The sequence below is a fragment of the Corynebacterium sp. H113 genome (assembly GCF_037572315.1).
GTDB lineage: Bacteria > Actinomycetota > Actinomycetes > Mycobacteriales > Mycobacteriaceae > Corynebacterium.
Genome location: NZ_JBBHKZ010000002.1, coordinates 1,128,432 through 1,151,197, shown reverse-complemented (window position 1 = coordinate 1,151,197; position 22,766 = coordinate 1,128,432). Strand labels below are relative to the sequence as shown.

Below are 22,766 nucleotides of genomic sequence, written 5' to 3'. Positions count from 1 at the left end.
GAGAGATGCACTACGCTTCAATCTCAGAACGGTCGCCGGACCACCGGGTGTGGAACTTGCCTGGCTTATCAACACGCTCGTACGTGTGAGCGCCAAAGAAGTCACGCTGACCCTGAATGAGCGCCGCTGGCAGGCGGTGTGCGCGCAAGGAGTCGTAGTACGACAGCGACGACGAGAACACCGGTACTGGCAGACCCAACTGCGTTGCCAAGATAACAATTCGACGCCAAGAATCCATCAAGTCGCCCAACTCGCCCTTGAAGTAAGGATCAAGTAGCAACGATTCCAGTTCAGGATTGGTGTCGTATGCCTCGCGAATGCGGTTCAAGAATTTCGCACGAATGATGCAGCCACCACGCCAAATCGTAGCGAGGTCGCGTGGATCAACGTTCCAGTCGTACTCAGCCGAGCCAGCCTTGATCTCATCGAAGCCCTGCGCATACGCAACGAGCTTGGAGGCGTACAGTGCGCGACGGACATCCTCAACGAACTCCTGCTTGTCGACGCCGAGCGCCTCCAGCGTGGTGACGTCGCCCGAGGGGAGGTTGTCGATAGTTGCAGCGCGCTGGTCACGTGCACCCGACAGGGCACGAGCGAACACAGCCTCACCGATGCCCGTTACTGGGATACCCAGGTCGAGGGCAGCCTTGACGGTCCAGCGGCCAGTGCCCTTTTGGCCTGCAGCATCGACGATGACGTCGACAAGTGGCTTGCCGGTTTCAGCATCAACCTGGGAGAGAACCTCTGCCGTGATTTCGATGAGGTAGGAGTCCAAGTCGCCAGCATTCCAGGTGCGGAAGATGTCAGCGATCTCCGCTGGCTCCAGACCTGCTGCGTAACGGAGCAGCTGGTAGGCCTCGCCGATGACCTGCATGTCGGCGTACTCGATGCCGTTGTGGACCATCTTGACGAAGTGTCCCGCACCATCTGGGCCGATATGGGTTACGCAGGGAGTGCCATCGACAACAGCAGCCACGGACTCGAGCAGCGGGCCGAGGGATTCGTAGGATTCGGCTGGTCCGCCAGGCATGATTGCCGGGCCATTGAGAGCGCCCTCTTCGCCACCTGAGATACCTGCGCCGACGAAGTGCAAGCCGCGTTCGCGGATTTCAGCTTCACGACGAATCGTGTCGGTGTACAGCGCATTTCCGCCGTCGATAATGATGTCGCCTTCATCCATCGCATCTGCAAGCTGGTTGATGACCGCATCAGTTGCCGCACCTGCCTGCACCATGATGAGTGCGCGTCGAGGACGCTCCAGTGAAGCAACAAAGTCTTCGATGGTTTCGGACGGGATGAAAGCACCCTCGTCGCCGTAATTCGCCATCATGTCGCGCGTCTTCTGCGGGCTACGGTTGAACACTGCGACCGTATTGCCATTACGAGCAAAATTGCGGGCAATGTTGGAACCCATGACTGCAAGCCCAACGACACCAATCTGTGCCTTACCGGTTTCCGCGACTGCATTCGTGTTTTCTGCGTTCGTCATTCTGAAGTGTTCACCATTTTCCATCGAGAATGTATGCGCAGCGATGTGCGCGGTTAAACGGTTACCAGACTAGTCCCTGCTCGGCCATTGACGTGCAGCCTGGGCCCGTAAATCTACGTATCCGAGCTATGAGTTTAGAACTATTTTGCAAACGTGCGTGGATATTCCTAGAGAGTGCCCACAATAGTTTCTGTTGATATCTACACTTGTTGCAATCAGTGCACGTGCGATTGTCGTACGGGCCTGTCGATCAGGCTTTTGAGCTAGATACACGCAATGGTTGGAGAAACGCGCACATGAAGAACAACGACACCACACCTCAAGCCAACGAGTCGTCGACTGACCGGTCAGCAGCACTTCGCGAGTATGTCAGCATGTTGCGCATGGCTGCTCAGTCGCCACTGACCAGTGAGCAAATCGCATCGTTGAACGACTCGATGGCAATTCGAGAAATCGCTGGTCTGGATGCAACGATCGGAACGTCATACCGCGAATTGGGTCCAAACCATCTCGTCATGGAAATGACCGTGGACGAGCGTCATTTGCAGCCGTGGGGATTAGCCAATGGTGGCATGTTTGCAACGCTGGGAGAGTCTGCTGGATCTGTTGCCGGCTTCATCGCGGTGGGTGGAAAACAGCCGGTAGTGGGTGTCAATAACAGCACTGACTTCTATCGCTCAGCGCAAGCCGGTGATGTCGTCGTGTCAACGGCGACCCCGGTGCACCTTGGACGTACTTCCCAGGTGTGGGAAATTCGGCATACGCGAGACTCTGACGGAAAACTCCTCAGTCGCACGAATCTTCGTCTCGCAATCTTGCCTGCAGAAGCCAAGTAGCCAAGCCGGACGCTAACAGAAAAAGACTGCCCAGCAGCTGATTGCTACGGGCAGTCTTTATTTGTGCGCCTAGTGCGCCACTAGAGCAGGACTAGCTGTTATTGCGATGTGCCTCGCGGATCTCGGCAGGTGCGTCATCCGAGTCCTCGGACAACTCAGCCAAACGGTTCATCGCATTTCGAGCGAACATCTGCTGGCGGGTTGCCACCATCTGCCAACGGTCACGGCTCATGACATTGAGGCCCCAGCTGACCACGGAGACCAGGCGGTTGCGGAAGCCAACCAGGAACATCAGGTGAACAGCGAGCCACAACAGCCAACCAATGAAGCCTGCAACCTCGACCTTGCCCATCTTCACCACAGCGGAGAAGCGGGAAACAGTTGCCATGGAGCCCTTGTCGAAGTACTCGAACGGCGTGCGTTCGGAAACGTCGCGACCTTCCGCCTCGGCAGCAATGTTTTCGGCGACGTATTCGCCACCCTGGATTGCGACCTGAGCGACGCCCGGCAAGTTGTTTGCATTAGCCATATCGCCAACGGCGTAGACGTTCTTGTAGGTGCCAACGGTCAAGTCATCGTTCACAATGACACGACCTGGGCGGTCTACCTCTGCTCCACACTTGTCGGCGACTAGCTTTGCAAGTGGGGATGCTGCAACACCTGCAGACCAAATCTTGCAGTACGACGGGATGAACGTCTCGGTGTTATCCGCCATGCTCTTGTAGGTAACGCCCTCGTCGTTGACATCGGTAACCATTGCACCGAGCTTGACGACGACACCCAGCTTCTCCAGCTGCTTCTGAGCATTACGACCCAGACGCTTACCGAATGGTGGGAGCACCTGATTCGCGCCGTCGAGAAGTACAACTCGAGCGGAGTGAGGATTGTACGAGCGGTACGAGGAAGCGAGAGTACGGTTTGCCAGCTCTGCGACCTGACCGGCAAGCTCGACGCCCGTTGGGCCAGCGCCAACGATCACGAAGGTGAGCAGGCGCTCGCGTTCTGCTGGATCTTCGGTGACCTCAGCGCGCTCGAATGCGGCAATAATGCGAGCGCGAATTTCGAGAGCATCGTCGATGGTCTTCATGCCCGGCGCGAACTCAGCGAAGTGGTCGTTGCCGAAGTAGCCCTGGCCAGCGCCAGTAGCGAGAATGAGGTGATCGTACGACCACACGTTGGTGGATTCGCCGAGGTGCGAAGTGATGGTCTGCGCATCCTCGTCAATATCAGTGACGACACCCTTAACAACACGGATGTTAGGAATGCCGTCGAAGATCTGACGGGTTGGGGGAGCAATTTCGCCAGACGACAGAAGGCCGGTTGCTACCTGGTAGAGCAGTGGCTGGAACAGGTGGTGATTGGTCCGGTCGATGAGGGTTACGTCGACCTCAGCGTCCTTGAGCTTTCGAGCGGCGAACAAGCCACCGAAGCCCGAACCGACGATCACGACGTGTGGTCGGCCGGTATTCGGACGATACGGCGTCTCGGTCATGTAAATTCTCCTCACAAGGCTGCAAATGTATGGGTTACGCAGACATGATAGTACCCCGGTGAGCCATCGCATATTTTGCGAGTTTTCCCGGTAGTCTTTTCCTGGTTCAAGGTCTGTCATGACTGGGTGGAACGCCCCGTCATTCTTCACTGAAGGAGCTACGTGAAAAGCGGAGAGCGCTCATCAATCGATGCATCTCGGTGGCCCCGTGTCGCGCGTACTCCCGACGGATTCATGCTGGATAACCGCTCGAAATGGGCTGCTGACGCTTTCGCTGCTACGTGTGCTCGCGCTGGTATCGCTCGCGAAACTTCGAGGGAGGGCACCGATGAGCTCCGTATTGAAGTTCGCGATGAAATGTTGTTCGACCGCATCGCCGAGGCAGATTGGTTAGGCCTCGGTGAGTCTTACCTTGCGGGGGAATGGGACTGCGAGCGTCTTCCTGAAGCGCTCTCCAAACTTCTCGATGAGGGCCTCGATGGCGGCCCTAAAGGATCAATGCTGCGGAGTATGCGCACTCTAGCTAGGAGTCGTCCGCAGCCCGAAGCCATTAGTGGTGGCGCGGAACTACCAACGACTCTGCTGGGCTTGATCGCTGGCCCCAATCTGGCCACAGGTTCAGCTCTATTTGCGTCTGGTGTCCGCACGACTGTCCAGGAGATGAAAACCAACCATGCGCCGGGCGCCGGGCGTTCTGGTTTTCCTAGTAAGTGGCCAGTTCACGTCACCTATATTGATCCTCCAAAGCACGTTGCGCGCGTTGACTTTGCGACGGCTCAGCTGCGACGCATCGATGCCATGCTTGACGCTGGTCGGGTGCGAGCTGGTGACCACGTGTTGGTGTGGCCGTCTACTGGCGGTGAGGTAGCGTTGCGTGCCGCTGATCGTGGTGCAGGAGTTGATGTGCTTGCAGTGCGCGAAGATCACGCGGAGACGATTCTTGATCGCGCGGAGGAAGCTGGCCTCGGTGGTGTCGTTCAGGTGTTGCGTGCTGATAATGAGGTGCCTTCACCACGTGAATTCGATAGTGACTACGAAGCGATTATCAATGTCGAGCGTCTGGAAACTTTCGGTAAAGAGCGGTTGCGTAGCTGGTTACGCAATGCCGAGCGGATTCTGACGCCGGAAGGCACCATCGTCGTCCAAATGGCTGTGGCGACGGACACATTCGATGAGGCAGCGGATTCGGCCACCGATATCGTGCGTTCCTATATCTGGCCAAACCTGTATTACCCAACGATGGAGAACTTGCGACGTATCGTTGACCGTGACACTGGTATGCGGATCGCTGCGGAAACCCACTATCCAGGTCATTACAGCGAGACGCTCAAACTAAATCGCGACTTCTTCGCTGCGTGCTCACGCAAAGCTGCGGGTCTAGGATATGACCGTGTTTATCGTCGGCTGTGGGATTATCACCTCGCGTTGCAACAAGCATTGGTAGATACCGGCCGACTGAATATGGTTCAGCTGGAAATTGTGAAGGTTTCTAAGCGACGTCGATAGTTAAGCATTAGCTTTGTTCATGTGAACAATAATGCGGATATCATCATCGTCGGTGCAGGACTAGCGGGCCTTGTTGCTGCGTATGAAGCGCAGCGTGCTGGTCGACGGGTCATTCTGGTTGACCAAGAAAATGAAGCCAATCTTGGTGGCCAGGCATTTTGGTCCCTCGGTGGCATTTTCCTTATCGATTCGCCAGAACAACGCAGGCTCGGTGTTAAAGACAACCTTGACTTGGCGACGCGCGATTGGTTCAACTCTGCCCAGTTTGAGCGTTCCGAAGATGAGTGGCCACGCAAGTGGGCTACTGCGTATCTCAATTTTGCGGCCGGGGAGAAACGAGACTACTTGCGCTCTCTCGGAGTTCGTTTCCTTCCTGTCGTCGGGTGGGCAGAACGTGGAGATGGGCGCGCTGACGGCCACGGCAACTCCGTACCACGTTTCCACTTGACGTGGGGCACCGGTCCCGAGATCGTCCGCGTTTTTGCAGAGCCCGTGAAAGCAGCTGCCTCCGAGGGGCGAGTAGAGTTCCGGCATCGCCACCGTGTTGATGAGATCATTGTCGACAACGGAAAGGCAGTGGGTGTTCGTGGTCGCATTCTTACCCCTTCCGACGATTGTGAACGAGGAGTGGCGTCGTCACGCGAAGAAACGGGCGAGGACTTTGAATTTCGCGCCGGTGCCGTTCTGATCGCGACCGGTGGTGTGGGAGGCAACTTGGAGGCAGTGCGTCGTAGTTGGCCGGAGGAGCGACTCGGCGCGATGCCGGACGACATGGTGTGCGGAGTACCAGCTCACGTTGACGGTCGTGGCATTGATATTGCAGGGGCAGCCGGAGCGAATCTCATCAACCGTGATCGCATGTGGCATTACACCGAAGGCATGAAGAACTGGGATCCGATTTGGCCGAACCACGGTATTCGCATCATTCCAGGGCCATCCTCGTTGTGGTTTGATGCGGAAGGAAAGAGGCTTCCGGCGCCGTTTATCCCTGGTGCGGACACGGTAGGCACGATGAAGCACATCTTGTCGACGGGGCATAGCTACTCGTGGTTTGTGCTGAATGCGGCCATCGCAGGCAAGGAGTTCTTGTTCTCTGGATCGGAACAGAATCCGGATATTACGGATAAAGAAGTCCGCAAGTTGGTGGGCAAGGTGACCTCGGGAATCCCCGCGCCCGTACAAGCGTTCATGGACAATGGCGAAGATTGGGTGGTGGCTGACACCCTGGACAACCTGGTTGAGGGCATGAACAACCTGGTTGCTGACGAAAAGGGAGATGCTGCGCCACAGATCTCGGCAGCCGAACTGCGAGAGCAGATCGAGACGCGTGATAGCCAGACGGGAAATCCTTTTTCCAAGGATTACCAGGTCAATTACATCAACGTTGCCCGCAAGTTCATGGGCGATAAGTTGATTCGCACAGTCGCGCCAAATCCGATTCTCGATCCGCAACAGGGGCCACTCATCGCGGTTCGGTTGCGCATGTTGACCCGCAAGACGCTAGGCGGCATCGAGACAAACCTAGATGGTCAGGCCTTGCACCCGGATGGCTCAGTATTCGATGGCCTCTACGCTGCGGGCGAAGCATCTGGTTTCGGTGGAGGTGGTGTCCACGGTAACAATGCGCTGGAAGGTACCTTCCTCGGAGGATGCATCTTCAGCGGCCGCCAAGCAGGCCGCGCCATGGCGAAGAACACGGCGCGGAACTAGTCGCAGACTTAGTCCAAACCGAGCGAAAACGCGCTTTCCAAGTCATGCTGCGAGTACGTGCGGAACGCTAGCTGCGTTTCCGTACGAATAACGCCGGAAACCTTGTTGACCTTATTCGGAATGACATCGGCCAATTGCTCATGATCACGGACGCGAACCATTGCCATCAAATCCCATTCGCCGGTGATCGAATAGACCTCAGTGACACCCTTGATGTTGACAATTGCTTCCGCTGCCTCAGGGATACGGTCAGATTCAACATCGATATGGACAATCGCCGTCGTCATAGACATGAGTATTTCCTCTCTTAGTTCTGGGGCCGCGACACCACGGCCACGCGCAGGCACCTGAGCAGGCACCAGCGTTCATCACTACCCATGAGCTTACGGAAAACACCGAGCGCTAGAATTCCGCATTGTGACTAATGTTCCTTCAGGGTTCTTAACAGGCCTCCGCCACGGTATTCCCATCGCTTTGGGCTACTTCACGGTATCCGTCGCTTTCGGCCTCGCAGCTGCGTCACTTGGCTTGCCGACCCTCGGCCTCGCCATCATGTCCGCCACCAACCTGAGCTCTTCGGGCCAGTTCGCGGGCGTCTCTGTGATCGCTGGTGGAACACTTTTCGAGCTTGCCATGACAACGCTCCTCGTCAACCTGCGGTACCTGCTCATGAGCATGTCCCTATCGCAGCGCATCGCGCCGGGCACGCCGATCATGGGGCGCCTGATCATTGCGTATGGAGTGACCGATGAAATTTTCGCGCTCGAATTGAACCAGCGCACCGTTAACGCGAAGTATGCCCTTGGCCTGATGCTGCTGCCGATTGTGGGCTGGACCTCTGGCACCGTGGTTGGCGCGGTTGCAGGCGAGACCTTCCTCCAATCGCTGCTGGGGCCGATGGGGGTCCTGCTGTATGCCATGTTCACCGCTGTGGTGGTGCCAGCGTTACGACGATCGTCGTCAATCGCTGTAGTCGCGATGATTGCTGGCATCGTTAGTGCTGTCCTGTATTACACGCCAGCAGCATCGGGAATTCAGGCGGGTTGGAGAATCATTATCGCGACAGCGATTGCCTCGGCTATTGGCGCAGCCCTGTTCCCTCAAGGTCCCGAGAACATGTCAGCCAAAGCGACAGCAATCGAGGTAGCAGAATGAGTATCTGGGTTTCGGTTGGCATTATGTTTGCCATTACGTTTGCGCTTCGTGCCGCTCCGCTTGTCCTCGTTCGCGGGGAATTGACGAATGCCCGATTGAGGGCTTTTCTTGCTTTCTCGCCATATGCAGTACTCACTGCGATGACAGTGCCAGCGGTTATTCATTCGACAAGCCTGTGGTATTCGGGCCTTGCCGCACTTCTTGTCGCTGTCCTTCTCGCGTGGCGCAATTTTGGGCTGTTTACGGTGGCCATTGGCGCTGCTCTGACAGTGTGGGTGGTAGAGCTATGGGGTTAATACTTCGCTTGGTAGGTGCCACTTTACGACGACCCCTGGTGCCATCAGCCAACCACGGGTACAAATGGAGACATGGCTCACACTGCATTTCAAGGAAACCCAGTACAGATCTCCGGCGACCTCCCAGCACAGGGCGCATCGCTGCCTGCATTCGAGGTTACGGGCACCGATTTGGCATCCCTGACCAATAGCGATTTCGCTGGTAAGCGCACTGTTCTCAATATTTTTCCATCGGTTGATACCGGTGTTTGCGCTGCATCCGTGCGTCGCTTCAACGAACTCGCAGCCGAAATGGACAACACGGTTGTCCTGAACGTATCTCGTGACCTGCCATTTGCATTGGCTCGTTTCTGCGGTGCCGAGGGCATCGAAAACGTCCAGGCAGCTTCTGACTTCCGCCACGGCTTTGGCGAGCAGCTTGGTGTCGTGCAGCAAGACGGCCCGCTGGCGGGTCTTCTTGCTCGTAGCGTTGTCGTCGCAGATGCCGACGGCAATGTCGTATACACCCAGCTCGTTCCAGAGATCACCGAAGAACCTGATTACGACGCAGCGTTGGCAGCGCTGAAGTAGAAGTTGTAGAAAAGCAGTTGCTCACGGATTCATAGCGGCTGTGTCTCAACTGTCGCTCAACTGTGAAAGCCTCGGCTCTTCCTCCGTGGAATGAGGAAGAGCCGAGGCTTTGTGCGTCGCCGATGAGTATGCGAACTACATACCCGAGTAGTCGCCACCGTCTACTGGGTCGCCCGCAGCGGAATCGTTGTAGGCTTCAGTCCGGTCGTAGTAGCCATCGCCATTGCTGTCGTACTCGGCGGTGTCAAGAGATCCGTCCAGGTCAGTATCGGACAGCGCATAGTCGCCGACACGGTCGCCATCAGTGTCGTACTCGTAGCGGTCAGCGACGTTGTCGTCATTGGTGTCAATCGCTGCGACGTCGGTGACACCGTCACCATCGGTATCGATTTCAGCGACATCGATGTTGCCGTCGTTATCTTCGTCGAGGGCAACGGTATCGCCAACACCATCTCCATCGGTGTCGATCACGTAGGAGTCCAGGACACCATCGCTGTCCGTGTCCTCGCTCGACAGCACAGTTCCGTCTGCAAAGATGTCCTGAGATTCTGAACCTGGCAGGGAAACAGTCGATGAGTCCGCGTTGCCCGGCGCGTTCTTGTCCGTGGCGTTGTCGTCCGAGGAAGAATCGTCAGAAGATTCAGCCGAATCATCACCGTTGCTAGCTGCATCGGACAGCTTGACATTCATTTCGTCCATCGACAGATCGCTGAGGTCCTGGTTAGCGTCGACAATGTCGCGCTGTGCCTCGGTGGGCTGCAGGGCATCGCCATCGCGGTGCACGCTTGAGTTGCTTGGGTCGTCACCGTATGAGTACTCGCGGTGATCCATCATGCCGTCGCCATTGGTGTCGTACGATACCGAGTCGACTTCACCGTCTTTATCCGAATCCGCGATACGGATGTCAGCTTCTCCATCGCCATCGGAGTCAATGTACAAGGAGTCTGGCTGACCATCGTTGTCGTGGTCGTATGCATCGGTAATGCGAGCGTCGGTGCCTGCATCCGCAGAAGCTGCGGTTGCTGGCTGGTCAGACGGTGCTGCCTCAGGCGTTGGTGCCACATCAGGCGTTGGTGCCACATCAGGCGTTGGTGCCACATCAGGGGTGGGAACGGGTGCTGCAGGGGTAGCAGGTGCTGAATCCAAAGTTACGGACTCTAGTGAACCGTCGAGATCGAGATCTTCCACGATGCGGTCTACGAGGCCGTCGCCGTCCGTATCGGTGTGAACCTCGTTGAGAATAGAATCGCCATCGGTATCGAGTTCGACGCGATCGATGGAACCGTCTCCGTCTGTGTCGACAAAGGTGGTGTCGACGCGACCGTCACCGGTGCTGTCGTACTGAGCGATGTCGACGCGACCGTCTCCATCGGTATCTGCCGCACCGATCAGGGTTGGCTCATCAGCCTGTACGTTGATGATTGGCTTCTCTGGCTGGGATGAGGTGTTCATTGTGCTTTCCATTCCTTGTCTCGTGTCACCTTCAGGGGCCGTCCCTGGTGATTCACTAATGAGATGCACGGGTCCTGCTGAAAAGTTCCCACTATGCGGTGATAATAGGCTGAGCACGCTACTTTAGCGACGCTAACAATTACGAACCATCACAGAAAGCACTGCCGAGCGAGCACGCGAATGACCAGCAATTCACCCCTCCCACCTGCGAGTTCCTTTAACAATGCGCTGACAATTTTGCGTCGCTACGGGTACACCTCCATTGCTGATATCGCTGACAAAAGATTCAATGATGCGGTTCGCGTACGACAAGTTGTCATCGTTGGTGAAGTAAAAAGAGGGAAGTCAGCGCTCGTCAATGCTCTCATCGGGCGCCGAGGGCTACTTCCTGTTGGCGTCAATCTTTGTACCTCGGCACCCATCCGTATTCTCACCTCCGCAGGATCAGTCGATGAATCAGTGATACACCTGCATGCCGGAGAAAACAGCAAGACTGTTCCCCGCAATGAGCTTCACGACTGGGCTTCATTCTCTGGAACTCACGTGGCCAATGCCGTGGACGATCTGCCTAATGCGGTGACAGTCGATGTAGGGAACTGCACTCTTGCGGATGTCACCATCATTGACACGCCTGGTGTCGGAGGCCTTGACGAAAATGCTGTGCGCCTGGCGCTACGGGAATGTAAGAATGCTGGCGTTTTGATCATGGTCTGCGATGCCTCGACCCCAATCACTCGTCCTGAGATGGACATCCTGAAGCGGGTCGACGAAGAGGGCGGCGAAGTCATCGTTGCTGTGACGAAGATAGACAAGAATCTCCGTCGCTGGCGAGCGATCGTCGAAGACGATAAACGTTTGATCGCACAGTATTTGGGCAAAACAGTACCGGTGGTAGGTGTCTCTAGCCTCCGGGCCGTGGATGCCGTTGACATGGAAGTGTCGGATCCGAAGCGGGCGGCCGTCGTAAAGAAAAATAGCGGAATTGACAATCTGAAGGCAGAGATCAACGCAGCTCTTGTGCTGGGCGATGCGATTCCGAAGATTGCAGGGTTGGAAGCTGCACGCGACGGATTAGGGGCGGTGCAAGAGCGCATCGAAAAGGATCTGAAGGTTGCTGCTGCCGATACCCAGACTTTGTCTGAGCTAGAGCAGAAGCGCGAGGAGCTCAGGGAGCTCAAGGAACATGGACAAGAGTGGGAACAGTACCTGCAGCGAAACCTTGCTCTCCGCCGGACTGAGATCCTGAATGAGCTTGACTCTCGAATGGACGGTATTCAACAGCGATGGTCCGAGGAAATCCGTAGCAGCGGAATCAAAGCCCTTACCCAGAAGCCACAGGCCTTTACTGCCCATATTGAGGGTGAGCTCCACGAAGTAATGTCAGAAACGCTGACTGCGACAATGCGCGCTCTGGAACAGGAAACACTTCGGCTTTTCGACGACGACGCAGCCGTGTGGTCTGAAATCGCAGAATTCGGTCTCAACGCCATTGCGCCACCCGAAGTCGTATCAAAGGCGGTGGGGAAGAAGACAGAGAATCTCTTTGATCCGGGCTTGTTGACGATGGGCGTCGTCGGTGCCGGTCTGTTCGCGTCGATTACTGTTGTCGCTCCTGTCGCTGGCGCTGCCTGGATTGCCGTGAATATCGGTTGGCGAGCAATGCGCAATGGTCGAACTGCGCTGTTGACGTGGCTTCGGGAGACCATCAGCACCACTCGGGTGTCCACTGCTCGCATGATGGATGCGGCAATGGCAGCTGTGCGGCCAGAGCTCATCATCAAGTACAGGTCGAAGATCAGGACTGAGTCGGAAGAAATTGCGCAGCTGATTGAAGAGACTCGTCGTAACGCAAAGGCAAGTGCCGACCAGCGTCAGCGAAAGATTGCGAAGCTAGAAAAGAACAAACAAATCGTGGACCAAGTAGCCGATAAATTGGGTCAGGACATTAAGTCCATGCGCTCTGCCGTGCCACTCGCCTCGGCAGCAACTGGGGAGGTGGGAAGCAATGAGTGATTCTGTAACTCGGCTGTTTAACCAGGCGCTCGATGCGTTAGCCCGAGGCGGTGGGGATCTGCCAGAGCGTGCGGAGTCAATGCGTTCGGTATTGCTGTCGCCACCGCAAGTTGTCATCGTGGGGCGTTTGAAAGCCGGTAAATCAACGCTGGTCAACGCTTTAACTGGCAGTAAAGTCGCTGCGACGGCGGCGTTGGAATGCACGAATGCGGTGTCCATTTATCGCAATGGTTCGCCATCTCGCGCGGAAGTCGTTGGTATCGATGGGCAGCGACTGCGACAAGACCTGGTGGGCGGAATGCTCACGGAGCTTCCCTTGCCGGTAGAACGCGTAGCGTATGTCGACCGTTTCCTTCCCTCGCGTGCTCTGGAAGGGATCAGCCTCATTGACACCCCGGGCTTAGCGACGTTGACGACAGCCAACGCAGACGCAACTCACCGTGCCCTCATTGATGGTTTTGATCAAACTGCAGAGGCAGCAGTTGATGCAGATGCAGTTGTCTTCCTGTTTGATACTGCGCCACGTAAGGATGAGCTGGAATTCCTGAACAAACTCGGTTTTACGCCCTTGAACTCCATCGGTGTACTGAACCGAGCTGACTCCTTCGGGGAAGGTGCAATGGGGCGGACGGATCCGATTCAGGATGCAGCTTCGCACTGCCACCACATGTCCCGCGAATTGGCGGATTCCGTCTACACAGTTATCCCCATGGCAGGTTTGCTGGCGGAGTCCTCCCGAAGTGGCTCGGTAACGCAAGCTGTATCAAGGCTTCTGGTTCGGCTGGCTGATCTCGATCGCGAGTCCATGCTCGAAGAACTGGAGTCGGAGGAACCGACCACCATATCTGGCACCGACCGCGACATGTTGCTCGATATCCTCGGCGAATACGGCGTCATCTATGGTGCTCGAGTTGCGGCCGAATCGGGTGCAATCGGTCTTGCCAACTGGATGCAGACACAATCTGGAATCGGCGCTCTCGAAGAGAAACTACACACGGAAGTGCTCCCGCAGGCGGTGCTGCAGCGATCCGCTCGGCTTATCGACGAGCTCGACAGGCTGGCCTACACGCACCCTCAGCGCGACCATATTCGACAAGTACTTCATATATTGACCACTCGACCAGAGATGTATCGGATCAATTTGTTCCGTAGTTTCCGGGGGCTTTTGTTATCGTCTCCGGATTCTCGATTGGTGACGATCGTCGCAAAGCTCCTGGGTACGGGATCAATTGGGGAGCGAGTTGGGGCTGCGGTCGATGCGTCGCCGGACGACGTTGTCCTGCGGTGTCAAGAGTTAATAGCTAGTCTGCAAACGATGGCAATGTCGACGTTGTCGGCTGCCGAAGAGGACGCGCGAACAGCGTCAATTTTGACGCTGCGATCCATAATGCAAAGCATTCAGGCGTAATTCGTTCCACTATGGGAGGCAGTGCTACGCAATGGACAGAGCGTGGGCTGTTTACTGCTAATGCTTCGCAGGGTAAAAATTAAACACAGTAAGACTTGGGGTCCGTGATTGACGCGGGCGCGACATGAAAACTTCCTCCGGGAAGAAGTAACAGAAAGCTCACAGCACAATGACCGCCGATTGGCATCTAGCAATTGACTTCGGAACATCGAATACTGCCGCAGCACACACCTCTGCTTCTAGTGGCGATATCGAGACCCTAGCGTTGACACACCAGGGCAACTTGATGCCATCAGCTGTGTACGTGGACGACAACGGAATCTACGTTGGGTACTCTGCTTTCAATCATGCGGCGGCTCGGCCCGACGCGTTCTTGGGTTCACCGAAGCGTGTAATCGAGCACTCGACCGTGACGTTGGGTGGCAAGCAAACTCAGACATCGATGTTGGTGGCTGCAGTATTGGCTCGCGTTGTTCAGATCGGTAAGTCTCAGCACAACGATCAGCCACCGACAACTGTGACGCTGACACACCCTGAAGCCTGGTCGCATCATGCGATTTCGAATCTTAAGGCAGGTGCTCAGGCAGCAGGAATTTCGATGGACGACCTGCACCTTATTTCTGAGCCGCGCGCGGCTGCCCGCTTTTACTCGGAATCTCAGCCAGTCGCTGCTGGCGATCGGGTCGCAGTGTTTGACTTTGGTGGCGGCACGTTGGATATTGCAGTTCTCGAGGCCGATGCATCAGGAGATTTTCGGGTTGTCGCTGCTCGCGGAGATAACAGCCTTGGTGGACGAAACGTCGACACGCTGATTCGTAAGTGGGTTATCACCCAGCTCGAAGATGAAAACCCAGCACTTGCTACTTACCTCCAGGATGCTCCCTCCAGCGTAAATACGAGCTTGGATCACTCGATCCGTACTGCAAAGGAAATCCTTTCGGATACTCCGTCGGCAACGGTGACTGTGTCGACGCCAGAGGGTGAAACAAACCTCCTTCTTACTCGTGAAGAGTTCAATGATCTCTTGGTGACGGACATCGACCGAGCTGTCGCCCTCACCCGCGCGACGTTGCGTGATGCCGGGGCAGATAAGGGCATTACCACGATGTACCTGACTGGTGGATCGTCGCGAATTCCATATGTTCAGGACCGACTTGGTGAAGTCGCTCAGGTTGCTCGCCTTGATGATCCGAAAACTGTCGTCGCTCGTGGTGCTCTTTACAGCACCATGAAGCAGACCGAGGGAGCAGCATCGACAGCTGCTGTAGATGATCCATTCGCGGGAATTGGCGGTGGAACAGCTGCCGGCGGTGCTGCTGCAGCAGCTATGAATAGCGGGAATGACTGGGGAGTAGCCAATAGTAATGCTGACGAGCCTGAGCCTCAGACGCAGGGAGGACTAGCATCGGCACGGCTGATGACTCCTCCGACCTCTCAGCCTTCAGGTACGCAACCGATGAGCGCGTTCGGTGCTCCAGGCGCTGGAATGCCAAACAATGGTGCGTCATCCAACGGTGTAGGAACGAATCAAGGCTCGAATAGTGCCGATGCGTATCGGTCCGCGATGGGTGATCAGCAGTCCTCGAATCCATATGGTGCACCAGCGAGTACGAAAAAGTCCGGTAGTAACAAGGGCTTGGTATTTGCTGGTGTTGGCGCAGTTGCACTCCTTGCAATCGGCGGTGGCGCATATGCATTGACGTCGGGTGGCGAAGAGACTCCACCAGAAGAAACCTCGACGGAAGCTGCACCTCCTAAGAGTTCTGCACCTCAGTCGTCGACTGCGCCTTTGACGACGACGTCGTCAGGTAGTGATTCGACTAATACCCCGACCTTGCCTGCAGAATTCAGTAGCGCATTCCCCGCCGGTTTGCTTGAGGTGGAGTATTGCTCTGAGTCGAGTTCATTCCCTATTACGTACGATCCAGCACCTGCAGGCTCGGCGCTGTCGTGCAGCTGGATGGATGAGTCTCGTAAAGACACCTACCAGGTCATTCGCCCTAACTTCGTGAAGGACCAGGCGGCTGTCCAGGGCATGATCGATGAGTTGAAGAGCAAGTCCTCACTCTATGAGGTCGAGGAGCGCAACGAGAAGGGCTACACCATCATTCGGAAGTCCTTGGAAGGCGGTGGCTACTCGGACGTTGTCGTCGCGAAGCCGGACGAAGGTCTTGCGGTTGTCGCAACTTCAGTGACGACTGCAGCTGCGGCCGATCAGTTCGTCGATGATCTGATTGTGAACGGTTAGTAGTACGCGAAAAGCCCACCACAACATGTGGTGGGCTTGTCCTTTTCGCGTAGTAGGTCTTCGCGTTACAACATGTCGTCAGAACCCCAATGATCGGCTAGGGGATCACTCTCCGTGTCGTCGTAGTCGGTAGGGTGCTCCGTGGTTAGGTCGGTCCACTCATAGTCATCGATTGCTTCTCCCTCGCTGACATCCTCTTCGGTGGCATCAAATTCGGCTAGATCGGCCTCGCCCAGCGAATCTACGAGGCTATCGATAACTGTCGATTCGTCCGGTAGAAGATCTGTGAGTGCCTCCATGATCGGCTCTGCAAACACCGGATCTAAAAGGTCATCGAGAACTGGTGGCACGAGTCCATCATCGAGTGTCACAAGGTCGAGGAAATCCGGATCATCGGTGCAGCGGAGATCGATTGGGGGCGGGGTAGTAGTCATGATTATCCATTCGTTCGTGGGTTCACGTTGGCCTATTGGTTAGATGCGGCAGCGTCGGAAAAAGTTCCCTCTTTACGACGAAACCCACCAGAGCAGAAAGCTCATGGTGGGTCTGTGCAGTATGTAAAGCAGCGAGTGGGGTAGTCCTAGTGACTAGACCATGTCGAGGCCAGCGTCTGCGTCTCCGTCGCCAGCGCCGAGGTCGCCTTCGATTTCGGACTGGAGGTCAGAGCCTTCGTATGGCTCTTCGTAGTCGTAGTAGTGGTCACCGTCGGTGTCGTAAGCAATGTTGTCTGCTTCGCCATCGAAGTCAGTGTCTTCGATGAGTACGTCGGTGACTCCGTCGTTGTCGGTGTCCTCTTCGTACGTATCCATCTTGCCGTCGAGGTTGGTGTCCGTCAGGATGACGTTGCCGGTCATGTCACCATCAGTGTCAATTTCGAGGGACTCAAGCAAACCGTCAGCATCTGCGTCGATACCCTGCGCGTCAACAATTCCGTCGCCGTCCATGTCGAAGGACAGGGTCTCTTCGATTCCGTCACCGTCCAGGTCCTGGGCGTCGACCAGGTTTTCAGTCAAGTCAGTGTACGAACCATCGGTTGCTGGAGCAGAAGCGTCTGGGGTGGCAGGATTAGAAGCGTCTGGAGTCGCTGGGGCAGATGGTGCTGCAGCACCCTGTGCGGCAGATGCATCCGGGGTAGCTGGCGCACCGGTATCACCAGGAGCTGGAATATCCGAGATGTCGACATCCTGTACTGGCAAGCCCGTGGCGTCAACACCATTTACGGTCGCGTCTTGCTGGGCTGCGGTCGGGGTAGCGCCTGGAGTCAGCTCGGCAGAGGAGTCAACCTTGCCATCGCCATCAACATCGACTTCTACGAGGTCTGGGATCTGGTCGCCATCGGTGTCGTAGACGGCACCGTCGATACGGCCATCGCCATCTGCGTCGACTACGGAGAGGTCAACAATTCCGTCGCCGTCGGTGTCCACGTCGACGATGTCTGCAACGCCGTCGCCGTTGATGTCGTATGCTGCGTCACCCTTGATCATGTCCGAATCTCCTGTCGTTGGTGCGGTGGTGGAATCTGCTGGTGCGTTCTTGTCTGGGGTTTCGGTGGTGTCAGGCTTGGTCGAGTCAGACTTGGTCATGTCCGACTTCGCGGCACCACCAGCGGTGACATCCGAAGATGAGGAATCAGCCGATGCTCCCGACAACTCATCGACATCATCGCCAATCATGCTTTCCTTGATGATGTCAGCCGACGTGTCCGAATCTGCATCTGCAGACGTCGAGTCAATCGTGCCATCATTGTCGAAGTCGTACTCGTTGTAGTCGTACTGGCCGTCACCGTTGGTGTCGTACACCATCGTGTCGATGACATCGTCGTTGTCGAAGTCTGCGACCATGACATCAGCTTCGCCGTCGCCATCCGTATCCAGCTGAACAACATCAGTCTGACCGTTATTGTCCATGTCACTGGAGTGCACAACCTCGACGTTTGGGTCGTCCATCAAAGTTTCAGATCCGGTGCTTTCTGCGCCGGTGGTCTTTGGCGACGTTGCGTCCTCTACACCTGGCTTCTGTGGAGCGGTGGTGTCGTTGGAGTTGGTGTTCAATGGGTTCTTGGACGTGGACTTCATGATCTTCCTGCTTTCGTAATGTCGCTGTGGTTTCCCACTCGCTGTTTGCTTTTCGGTTATTGGATGCAGCGGGAGTTCCAAAAGGTTCCCGAAAGTTTGAAAACTTTCTAAAAATCTTTTCTTGCTGGAAAACAGCCACGTGTCGTAGGCACCAAATGTAAACGCGGTCACCTACTTTTAGCACCAAATAGTAAACTCTGCTTGTTAATGCATAAACGCCTGCTACCAGGAATGAATCCGTGGCAACAGGCATGAAGATAAGGTCCGACCGCCGGTCTCGGAACTAGGCAAGCAGCGGCGCTAATTCTTCCCTTAATTTCTTCCGGGCTCGATTGATCCGGCTGCGAACAGTTTGCACCGGAACTCCCTGGAACTCGGCAATCTGCTGGTACGTCAAATCGCCGTACTCACGCAAAACAATCGCTTCACGGAAATCTGGCTGTAGTTTCTCCAATGCTTGCCCGACTACACTCTGCGTCGCAATGACCGAATCCAAGGCAGGGGAAAGGTCCGCGACGTCTTGAAGGGCATCATCGTCATCCGCAACTTCACGACGACTCCGTACCAGCATCAACGCCGCATTAGTGGCAATACGGTGTGCCCACGTCGAGAACTTTGCAGTGCCATTGAACTTATGAAGATTCTGCCAAGCAGCGGTCAATGCATTCTGTAGCGCATCTTCTGCATCGTGGTGATTGCCAGTAATGCGGAGGCACACAGCCCACAGGTGGTTGTAGCTCTGGTTGACCAGCTCAGCGAAAGCACGCTGGTCGCCGGCCTGAGCCTGCGTTAGCAGTTCCTGCTGGTTAGAAGACATCGTCAGCACCCCAGTCGTCGGTGTTGACATCGGTGGTGTCGTCGTAAAGTTCAGGGGAATCCAGGTGCGGATCATCGAACTCGTATCCCGAGGCGGAATCAACATTAGAAGCTTCAGGAGTATCGAACTCGATGTCACTGATCAGCTCCGAGTCGGGATCAGCTGTGTCAGCGACATCGGCATCTGCATAAGTATCAGCAGTATCGTCATCGAGATCGTCGACATCTGCGATATCGATGTCTTCGAGGACAGTTTCCTCGTCCGGCGCGAGATCGGAGTCGGTAGGAACCATGTCGGACAACGAATCATCGGCAGGTGCGTCGAACACGGACTGCAACATGGAATCCAGCGCAGGGGGAGCGGGCACCTCGTCGAGCTGAGGTAAACCTAGCGAGTCTTGGTCGTTACTCATGGAATCAAATCTAGTGGAGTTTCACCATATGTACAGAGCCATCATGCTTTCGCTCGCATCCATTTCGGCGCAACGACATTTCCGACCTGTGCAGCGCGAACAAATAGCGCGACTGCTACAAGTCCGACGACAATCGGGGTGACAATACTTGCTTCAACACCGAACGCACCGCCCGAAATCAGGTCGTTGCCGACGGGATGAGATGCGAAGAAACCAGAGTGGTCGTTGCCTGACACTGCGATGTCGAATAGCAATGCTTGTGCGACGTTCCATGCAAAGTGTGTGCCGATGCAGACCCACAAATTTCGGGTGAGCATGTAAAGAGCAGCAAAGAGGAGACCGGCGGAGACAGCAATCGACATGGCGCTTGCGAAAGTGGCGTTGTCATTGCCAAGGTGCAAGGCACCGAAGATGAATGCGCTGAGCGCAGTTGATCCCCACGAACCCAAGAGTTCTTCGATCAATCGAAAGAGAACGCCACGGGTAATGATCTCTTCGATAATGCCAGCTTGAAATCCTGTCACGATCAACACCATTGCCCAGCCAGTCGGAGTTTGGGTACCCGTAAACTCGATGCCGTTCAGGAGCCACACTATGCCGACGACCGCTGAAATCAGTGCTAAACCAGCGAGAAGTCCGACTAGGGTTCCGGAGAGGATCTTCTCGGTTAATTCAGTCGGTTGTCGCTTTTCTATGTACCTGACCAGTACAAAGTAGGCGACTAGTGCTGCGATGATCGCTGTCCCGACGGATACGCTTGCTTCTCCGGTTTCCGACAGCTTCTCGAGGAAAGGCATAGCCGGGATCAATGCCACGGCGTTGCAGGCGAGGAACAAGAGAACGAAAAGCAGCAGTCGAATGAGCGGGTGCCGGATGACGGGGCGCTCTTTAGTGACTTCTTGGGTGGGGTGGTCGATAGTGAGGCCGTCGGTACGCATGGCTTGCAGCTTTCTGGGAATTGACTACTAAATACGCAACTCACGACACACAGAAACATCGAACAGATAATTGCCGTGTCTAATACCCAGGATATAGAAGAAACCCCGCTCACCAGGAGGAAAGCGGGGTTGGTGCTACGTAATAGCACGTGTGCGTGGAACTTAGCGACGCTTACAGATCAGCGCCAACGCGAGCCTCAGCTTCAGCCGGCTCTGGATCATCATCGCCAGTAAGGAAGTTGTAGGAGATACCTGCAATCGCAGCGCCTACCAGAGGAGCCAGGATAAACAGCCACACCTGAGCCAGCGGATCGCCGCCTGCGAACCATGCAACACCCAGTGAGCGAGCAGGGTTGACAGAGGTATTCGATACAGGAATTGAGATCAAGTGAATGAGGGTCAGGGTAAGGCCGATTGCCAGTGGTGCGAAACCAGCTGGAGCCTTCTTCGAAGTGGTGCCAAGGATGACCCACAGGAACACAGCAGTGAGAACAATTTCGGTTACTGCGACAGCCATCAGCGAGTAGCCGTCTGGGGACAGTTCGCCGTAGCCGTTGGTTGCGAAGCCGGATTCGACAGCGTCGAAGCCTTCCTTGCCGGATGCGATGACGTACAAGACGCCACCAGCAACAGTGGCGCCAATGATCTGGGTAATCCAGTATGGAACAACTGCAGACCATTCAACGCGCTTTGCGACGGCGCAGCCCAAGGTCACAGCAGGGTTGAAGTGGCCACCCGAGATGTGGCCTAGTGCGTATGCGCCAGTGACAACGGTCAGACCGAAAGCGAGCGAAACGCCTACGAAGCCGATGCCCATATTGACCGTGTTGTCTGCCATTACCTTTGCAGCCAATACAGCCGAACCACAGCCGCCGAATACCAGCCAGAATGTACCGAGGAACTCGGCCCACAGCCGCTTACTCATCGGTGGTGTCATGATAACTCCTGAATGCCCAAGTCTGGGCGCTTGACGTTTAAACGTACTCTATAAACATAACGTCTAAGCCTCTTACAAGCTGAAACAAATGTGAGAGATGTTAGGCGTGTTGCTCATGTTACGCGTGTCAACCGATTATGTCAGCGGGGCGGCCGGTCAAAACGCGGGCGATTGCGACAACTGGCGCCAAGCGATGAGCGTAAAAGCTTTGGGCGGGCAGTGCGGTAAAACATGGGGAGCGGGATCCCGCGGCGAAATGTCATAATGTATATTATCGGACAATTAACGGCAGTGGTCGCGACTACCTGGCGATATGTGGATTGGCTGTATGCCGCCTTGCTGGCACGGTCGACTCAGTCGACTACTTCTTATTGCGCGTTTTTGCCGCTGACGCTTCGGCGACCATCTCGGCCTGGCGAACGGCGATCTCTTCTTTGAGTCGCTTGTTTTGCCACAGGGTCAATACGATGAGCGCTACGCCGATCGCTAGCAAGATCCATAACTTTTGGTAGGCCATGAAAATGCAAAAAGCGACCAAAAGGACGAGTCGGAATTTCCGTGCGAGCAACATGCTGTCATAGACATTCGTATTCTTGTCTTCAACTGTCACTCTTCTACTGTCCTTCTAATCGCAATCATTTCGTCACTGTGACGAAATGTAATGGAGTTGAGGGTTGGCTACTGCTCGTCCTTAGTAAGTACGAAACGCAAATTTACTTCGCCTTCTTCATCAACCGAAGCTGCGACAAAGTCTGGAGTGCGCACGTTGTAGTCCAACCTGTTGATCTTCAAGTTACCCGACATCATGAACCTATCTGCGGATCGCATCACTTTAAGTGGCACTTCGACATCATTGGTCACGCCGCGAATGGTCAGGCGTCCTGGGACCTTAATATCAACAGCTTCGCCGGAATCAGGAACGACGGAAAGGTCAGTCTTGCCGTCGACCTCAAATTTCGCTTCCGGGTAAACATCCGTGCTGAAGATCTTCATGCGGACATTGATGTCACGCTTTTCAATATCCGACCTCAAAGTTGTCATATCAACGATTGCTTGACCGTCGACAAGCTCATCATTCTTCACGATGAACTCACCCGTGACATCATGCGTGGAGCCGGATGTCACGCGTTCGCTACCTGGGAGAAGTTCGGCAAAAGTGAATCCCACAGAAGTGTTGTTTGTGTAATCGCCTGCGGCCACATGCCACGTACCATTTCGGTCAGTTGTTGCTGGTTCCGCGACTGACATATCGATCTCGCCGGTGCGCGGACCTTCTGCTGTGAAAATGCGGTAAATAACGGGGCCGACAATGACGATAGCCATTGCTACGACCGCGACTGCGACCAACGTGATGAGGGATTTCTTCATGCCGGAATTCATACCCACCATAGTATCCCTTTACGTTGTTATTA

21 protein-coding genes are annotated in these 22,766 nt (G+C 55.5%); 9 read left to right on the top strand and 12 right to left on the bottom strand.

The window, feature by feature from the left end; translation table 11 throughout:
- Positions 1 to 10: 10 nt before the first annotated feature.
- The gene (gene gndA / locus WG938_RS06375; RefSeq protein WP_339978615.1) at positions 11 to 1,489 is read right to left on the bottom strand and encodes an NADP-dependent phosphogluconate dehydrogenase; all 1,479 of its coding nucleotides are present in this window, start codon (positions 1,487 to 1,489) and stop codon (positions 11 to 13) included.
- Positions 1,490 to 1,785: 296 nt separating this feature from the next.
- Between gndA and WG938_RS06370 the strand changes: the two genes are divergently transcribed.
- Positions 1,786 to 2,325, top strand: a complete 540-nt coding sequence (locus tag WG938_RS06370) for a PaaI family thioesterase (RefSeq protein WP_339978613.1) — start codon at positions 1,786 to 1,788, stop codon at positions 2,323 to 2,325.
- 91 nt (positions 2,326 to 2,416) lie between these two features.
- Here WG938_RS06370 and WG938_RS06365 read toward each other — a convergent pair whose 3' ends face one another.
- Positions 2,417 to 3,817, bottom strand: coding sequence for an NAD(P)/FAD-dependent oxidoreductase (locus WG938_RS06365; protein WP_339978611.1), 1,401 nt, complete (start codon positions 3,815 to 3,817; stop codon positions 2,417 to 2,419).
- A 162-nt stretch (positions 3,818 to 3,979) separates the two neighbouring features.
- Between WG938_RS06365 and WG938_RS06360 the strand changes: the two genes are divergently transcribed.
- Positions 3,980 to 5,323, top strand: a complete 1,344-nt coding sequence (locus WG938_RS06360) for a class I SAM-dependent methyltransferase (RefSeq protein WP_339978609.1) — start codon at positions 3,980 to 3,982, stop codon at positions 5,321 to 5,323.
- A 21-nt stretch (positions 5,324 to 5,344) separates the two neighbouring features.
- Complete coding sequence (locus WG938_RS06355; RefSeq protein WP_339978607.1) at positions 5,345 to 7,033, top strand: FAD-binding dehydrogenase; 1,689 nt, start codon at positions 5,345 to 5,347, stop codon at positions 7,031 to 7,033.
- 8 nt (positions 7,034 to 7,041) lie between these two features.
- Here WG938_RS06355 and WG938_RS06350 read toward each other — a convergent pair whose 3' ends face one another.
- On the bottom strand, positions 7,042 to 7,326 hold the full coding sequence (locus WG938_RS06350) for an Lrp/AsnC family transcriptional regulator (RefSeq protein ID WP_445228191.1): 285 nt from the start codon (positions 7,324 to 7,326) through the stop codon (positions 7,042 to 7,044).
- A gap of 124 nt (positions 7,327 to 7,450) precedes the next feature.
- On the opposite strand from WG938_RS06350, the gene WG938_RS06345 reads away from it, so the two are divergent.
- The 3 genes from WG938_RS06345 to tpx all read left to right on the top strand — a co-directional run bounded on the left by WG938_RS06345 (position 7,451) and on the right by tpx (position 9,054).
- On the top strand, positions 7,451 to 8,188 hold the full coding sequence (locus WG938_RS06345; RefSeq protein WP_339978605.1) for an AzlC family ABC transporter permease: 738 nt from the start codon (positions 7,451 to 7,453) through the stop codon (positions 8,186 to 8,188).
- Positions 8,185 to 8,484, top strand: coding sequence for an AzlD domain-containing protein (locus tag WG938_RS06340; RefSeq protein WP_339978603.1), 300 nt, complete (start codon positions 8,185 to 8,187; stop codon positions 8,482 to 8,484). Before WG938_RS06345 ends, WG938_RS06340 begins: the two co-directional genes overlap by 4 nt.
- Before the next feature lie 72 nt (positions 8,485 to 8,556).
- On the top strand, positions 8,557 to 9,054 hold the full coding sequence (tpx, locus tag WG938_RS06335; RefSeq protein ID WP_339978601.1) for a thiol peroxidase: 498 nt from the start codon (positions 8,557 to 8,559) through the stop codon (positions 9,052 to 9,054).
- Between the two features lie 135 nt (positions 9,055 to 9,189).
- Here the strand turns inward: tpx and WG938_RS06330 are convergent, their stop codons facing one another.
- Positions 9,190 to 10,506 (bottom strand): hypothetical protein, encoded by a 1,317-nt coding sequence (locus WG938_RS06330; protein WP_339978599.1) that lies wholly within the window; start codon positions 10,504 to 10,506, stop codon positions 9,190 to 9,192.
- A 180-nt stretch (positions 10,507 to 10,686) separates the two neighbouring features.
- On the opposite strand from WG938_RS06330, the gene WG938_RS06325 reads away from it, so the two are divergent.
- The 3 genes from WG938_RS06325 (at position 10,687) to WG938_RS06315 (ending at position 16,175) form a co-directional block, all read left to right on the top strand.
- Positions 10,687 to 12,519 (top strand): dynamin family protein, encoded by a 1,833-nt coding sequence (locus WG938_RS06325; protein WP_339978597.1) that lies wholly within the window; start codon positions 10,687 to 10,689, stop codon positions 12,517 to 12,519.
- Positions 12,512 to 13,927, top strand: a complete 1,416-nt coding sequence (locus WG938_RS06320; protein ID WP_339978595.1) for a GTPase — start codon at positions 12,512 to 12,514, stop codon at positions 13,925 to 13,927. Before WG938_RS06325 ends, WG938_RS06320 begins: the two co-directional genes overlap by 8 nt.
- 169 nt (positions 13,928 to 14,096) lie before the next feature.
- Positions 14,097 to 16,175, top strand: a complete 2,079-nt coding sequence (locus WG938_RS06315) for an Hsp70 family protein (RefSeq protein ID WP_339978593.1) — start codon at positions 14,097 to 14,099, stop codon at positions 16,173 to 16,175.
- A gap of 65 nt (positions 16,176 to 16,240) precedes the next feature.
- Here WG938_RS06315 and WG938_RS06310 read toward each other — a convergent pair whose 3' ends face one another.
- The 8 genes from WG938_RS06310 to WG938_RS06275 all read right to left on the bottom strand — a co-directional run bounded on the left by WG938_RS06310 (position 16,241) and on the right by WG938_RS06275 (position 22,734).
- Positions 16,241 to 16,609 carry a hypothetical protein gene (locus WG938_RS06310; RefSeq protein WP_339978591.1) on the bottom strand — a complete coding sequence of 123 codons (369 nt, stop codon included), beginning with the start codon at positions 16,607 to 16,609 and terminating at the stop codon, positions 16,241 to 16,243.
- Between the two features lie 153 nt (positions 16,610 to 16,762).
- A complete protein-coding gene (locus WG938_RS06305; protein ID WP_339978589.1) occupies positions 16,763 to 18,250 on the bottom strand; it encodes a hypothetical protein in 1,488 nt (495 codons plus the stop codon).
- 283 nt (positions 18,251 to 18,533) lie between these two features.
- A complete protein-coding gene (locus WG938_RS06300; protein WP_339978587.1) occupies positions 18,534 to 19,067 on the bottom strand; it encodes an RNA polymerase sigma factor in 534 nt (177 codons plus the stop codon).
- Entirely contained in the window at positions 19,057 to 19,479 is a 423-nt protein-coding gene (locus WG938_RS06295) for a hypothetical protein (RefSeq protein WP_339978585.1), read from the bottom strand. The genes WG938_RS06300 and WG938_RS06295 overlap by 11 nt, the downstream gene beginning before the upstream one ends.
- A gap of 41 nt (positions 19,480 to 19,520) precedes the next feature.
- On the bottom strand, positions 19,521 to 20,417 hold the full coding sequence (locus tag WG938_RS06290; protein WP_339978583.1) for a CPBP family intramembrane glutamic endopeptidase: 897 nt from the start codon (positions 20,415 to 20,417) through the stop codon (positions 19,521 to 19,523).
- Positions 20,418 to 20,589: 172 nt separating this feature from the next.
- Positions 20,590 to 21,354 carry an aquaporin Z gene (aqpZ, locus tag WG938_RS06285; protein ID WP_339978581.1) on the bottom strand — a complete coding sequence of 255 codons (765 nt, stop codon included), beginning with the start codon at positions 21,352 to 21,354 and terminating at the stop codon, positions 20,590 to 20,592.
- 361 nt (positions 21,355 to 21,715) lie between these two features.
- Positions 21,716 to 21,964 (bottom strand): hypothetical protein, encoded by a 249-nt coding sequence (locus tag WG938_RS06280; protein ID WP_339978579.1) that lies wholly within the window; start codon positions 21,962 to 21,964, stop codon positions 21,716 to 21,718.
- Positions 21,965 to 22,032: 68 nt separating this feature from the next.
- Positions 22,033 to 22,734 (bottom strand): YceI family protein, encoded by a 702-nt coding sequence (locus tag WG938_RS06275; protein WP_339978577.1) that lies wholly within the window; start codon positions 22,732 to 22,734, stop codon positions 22,033 to 22,035.
- Positions 22,735 to 22,766 lie beyond the last annotated feature (32 nt).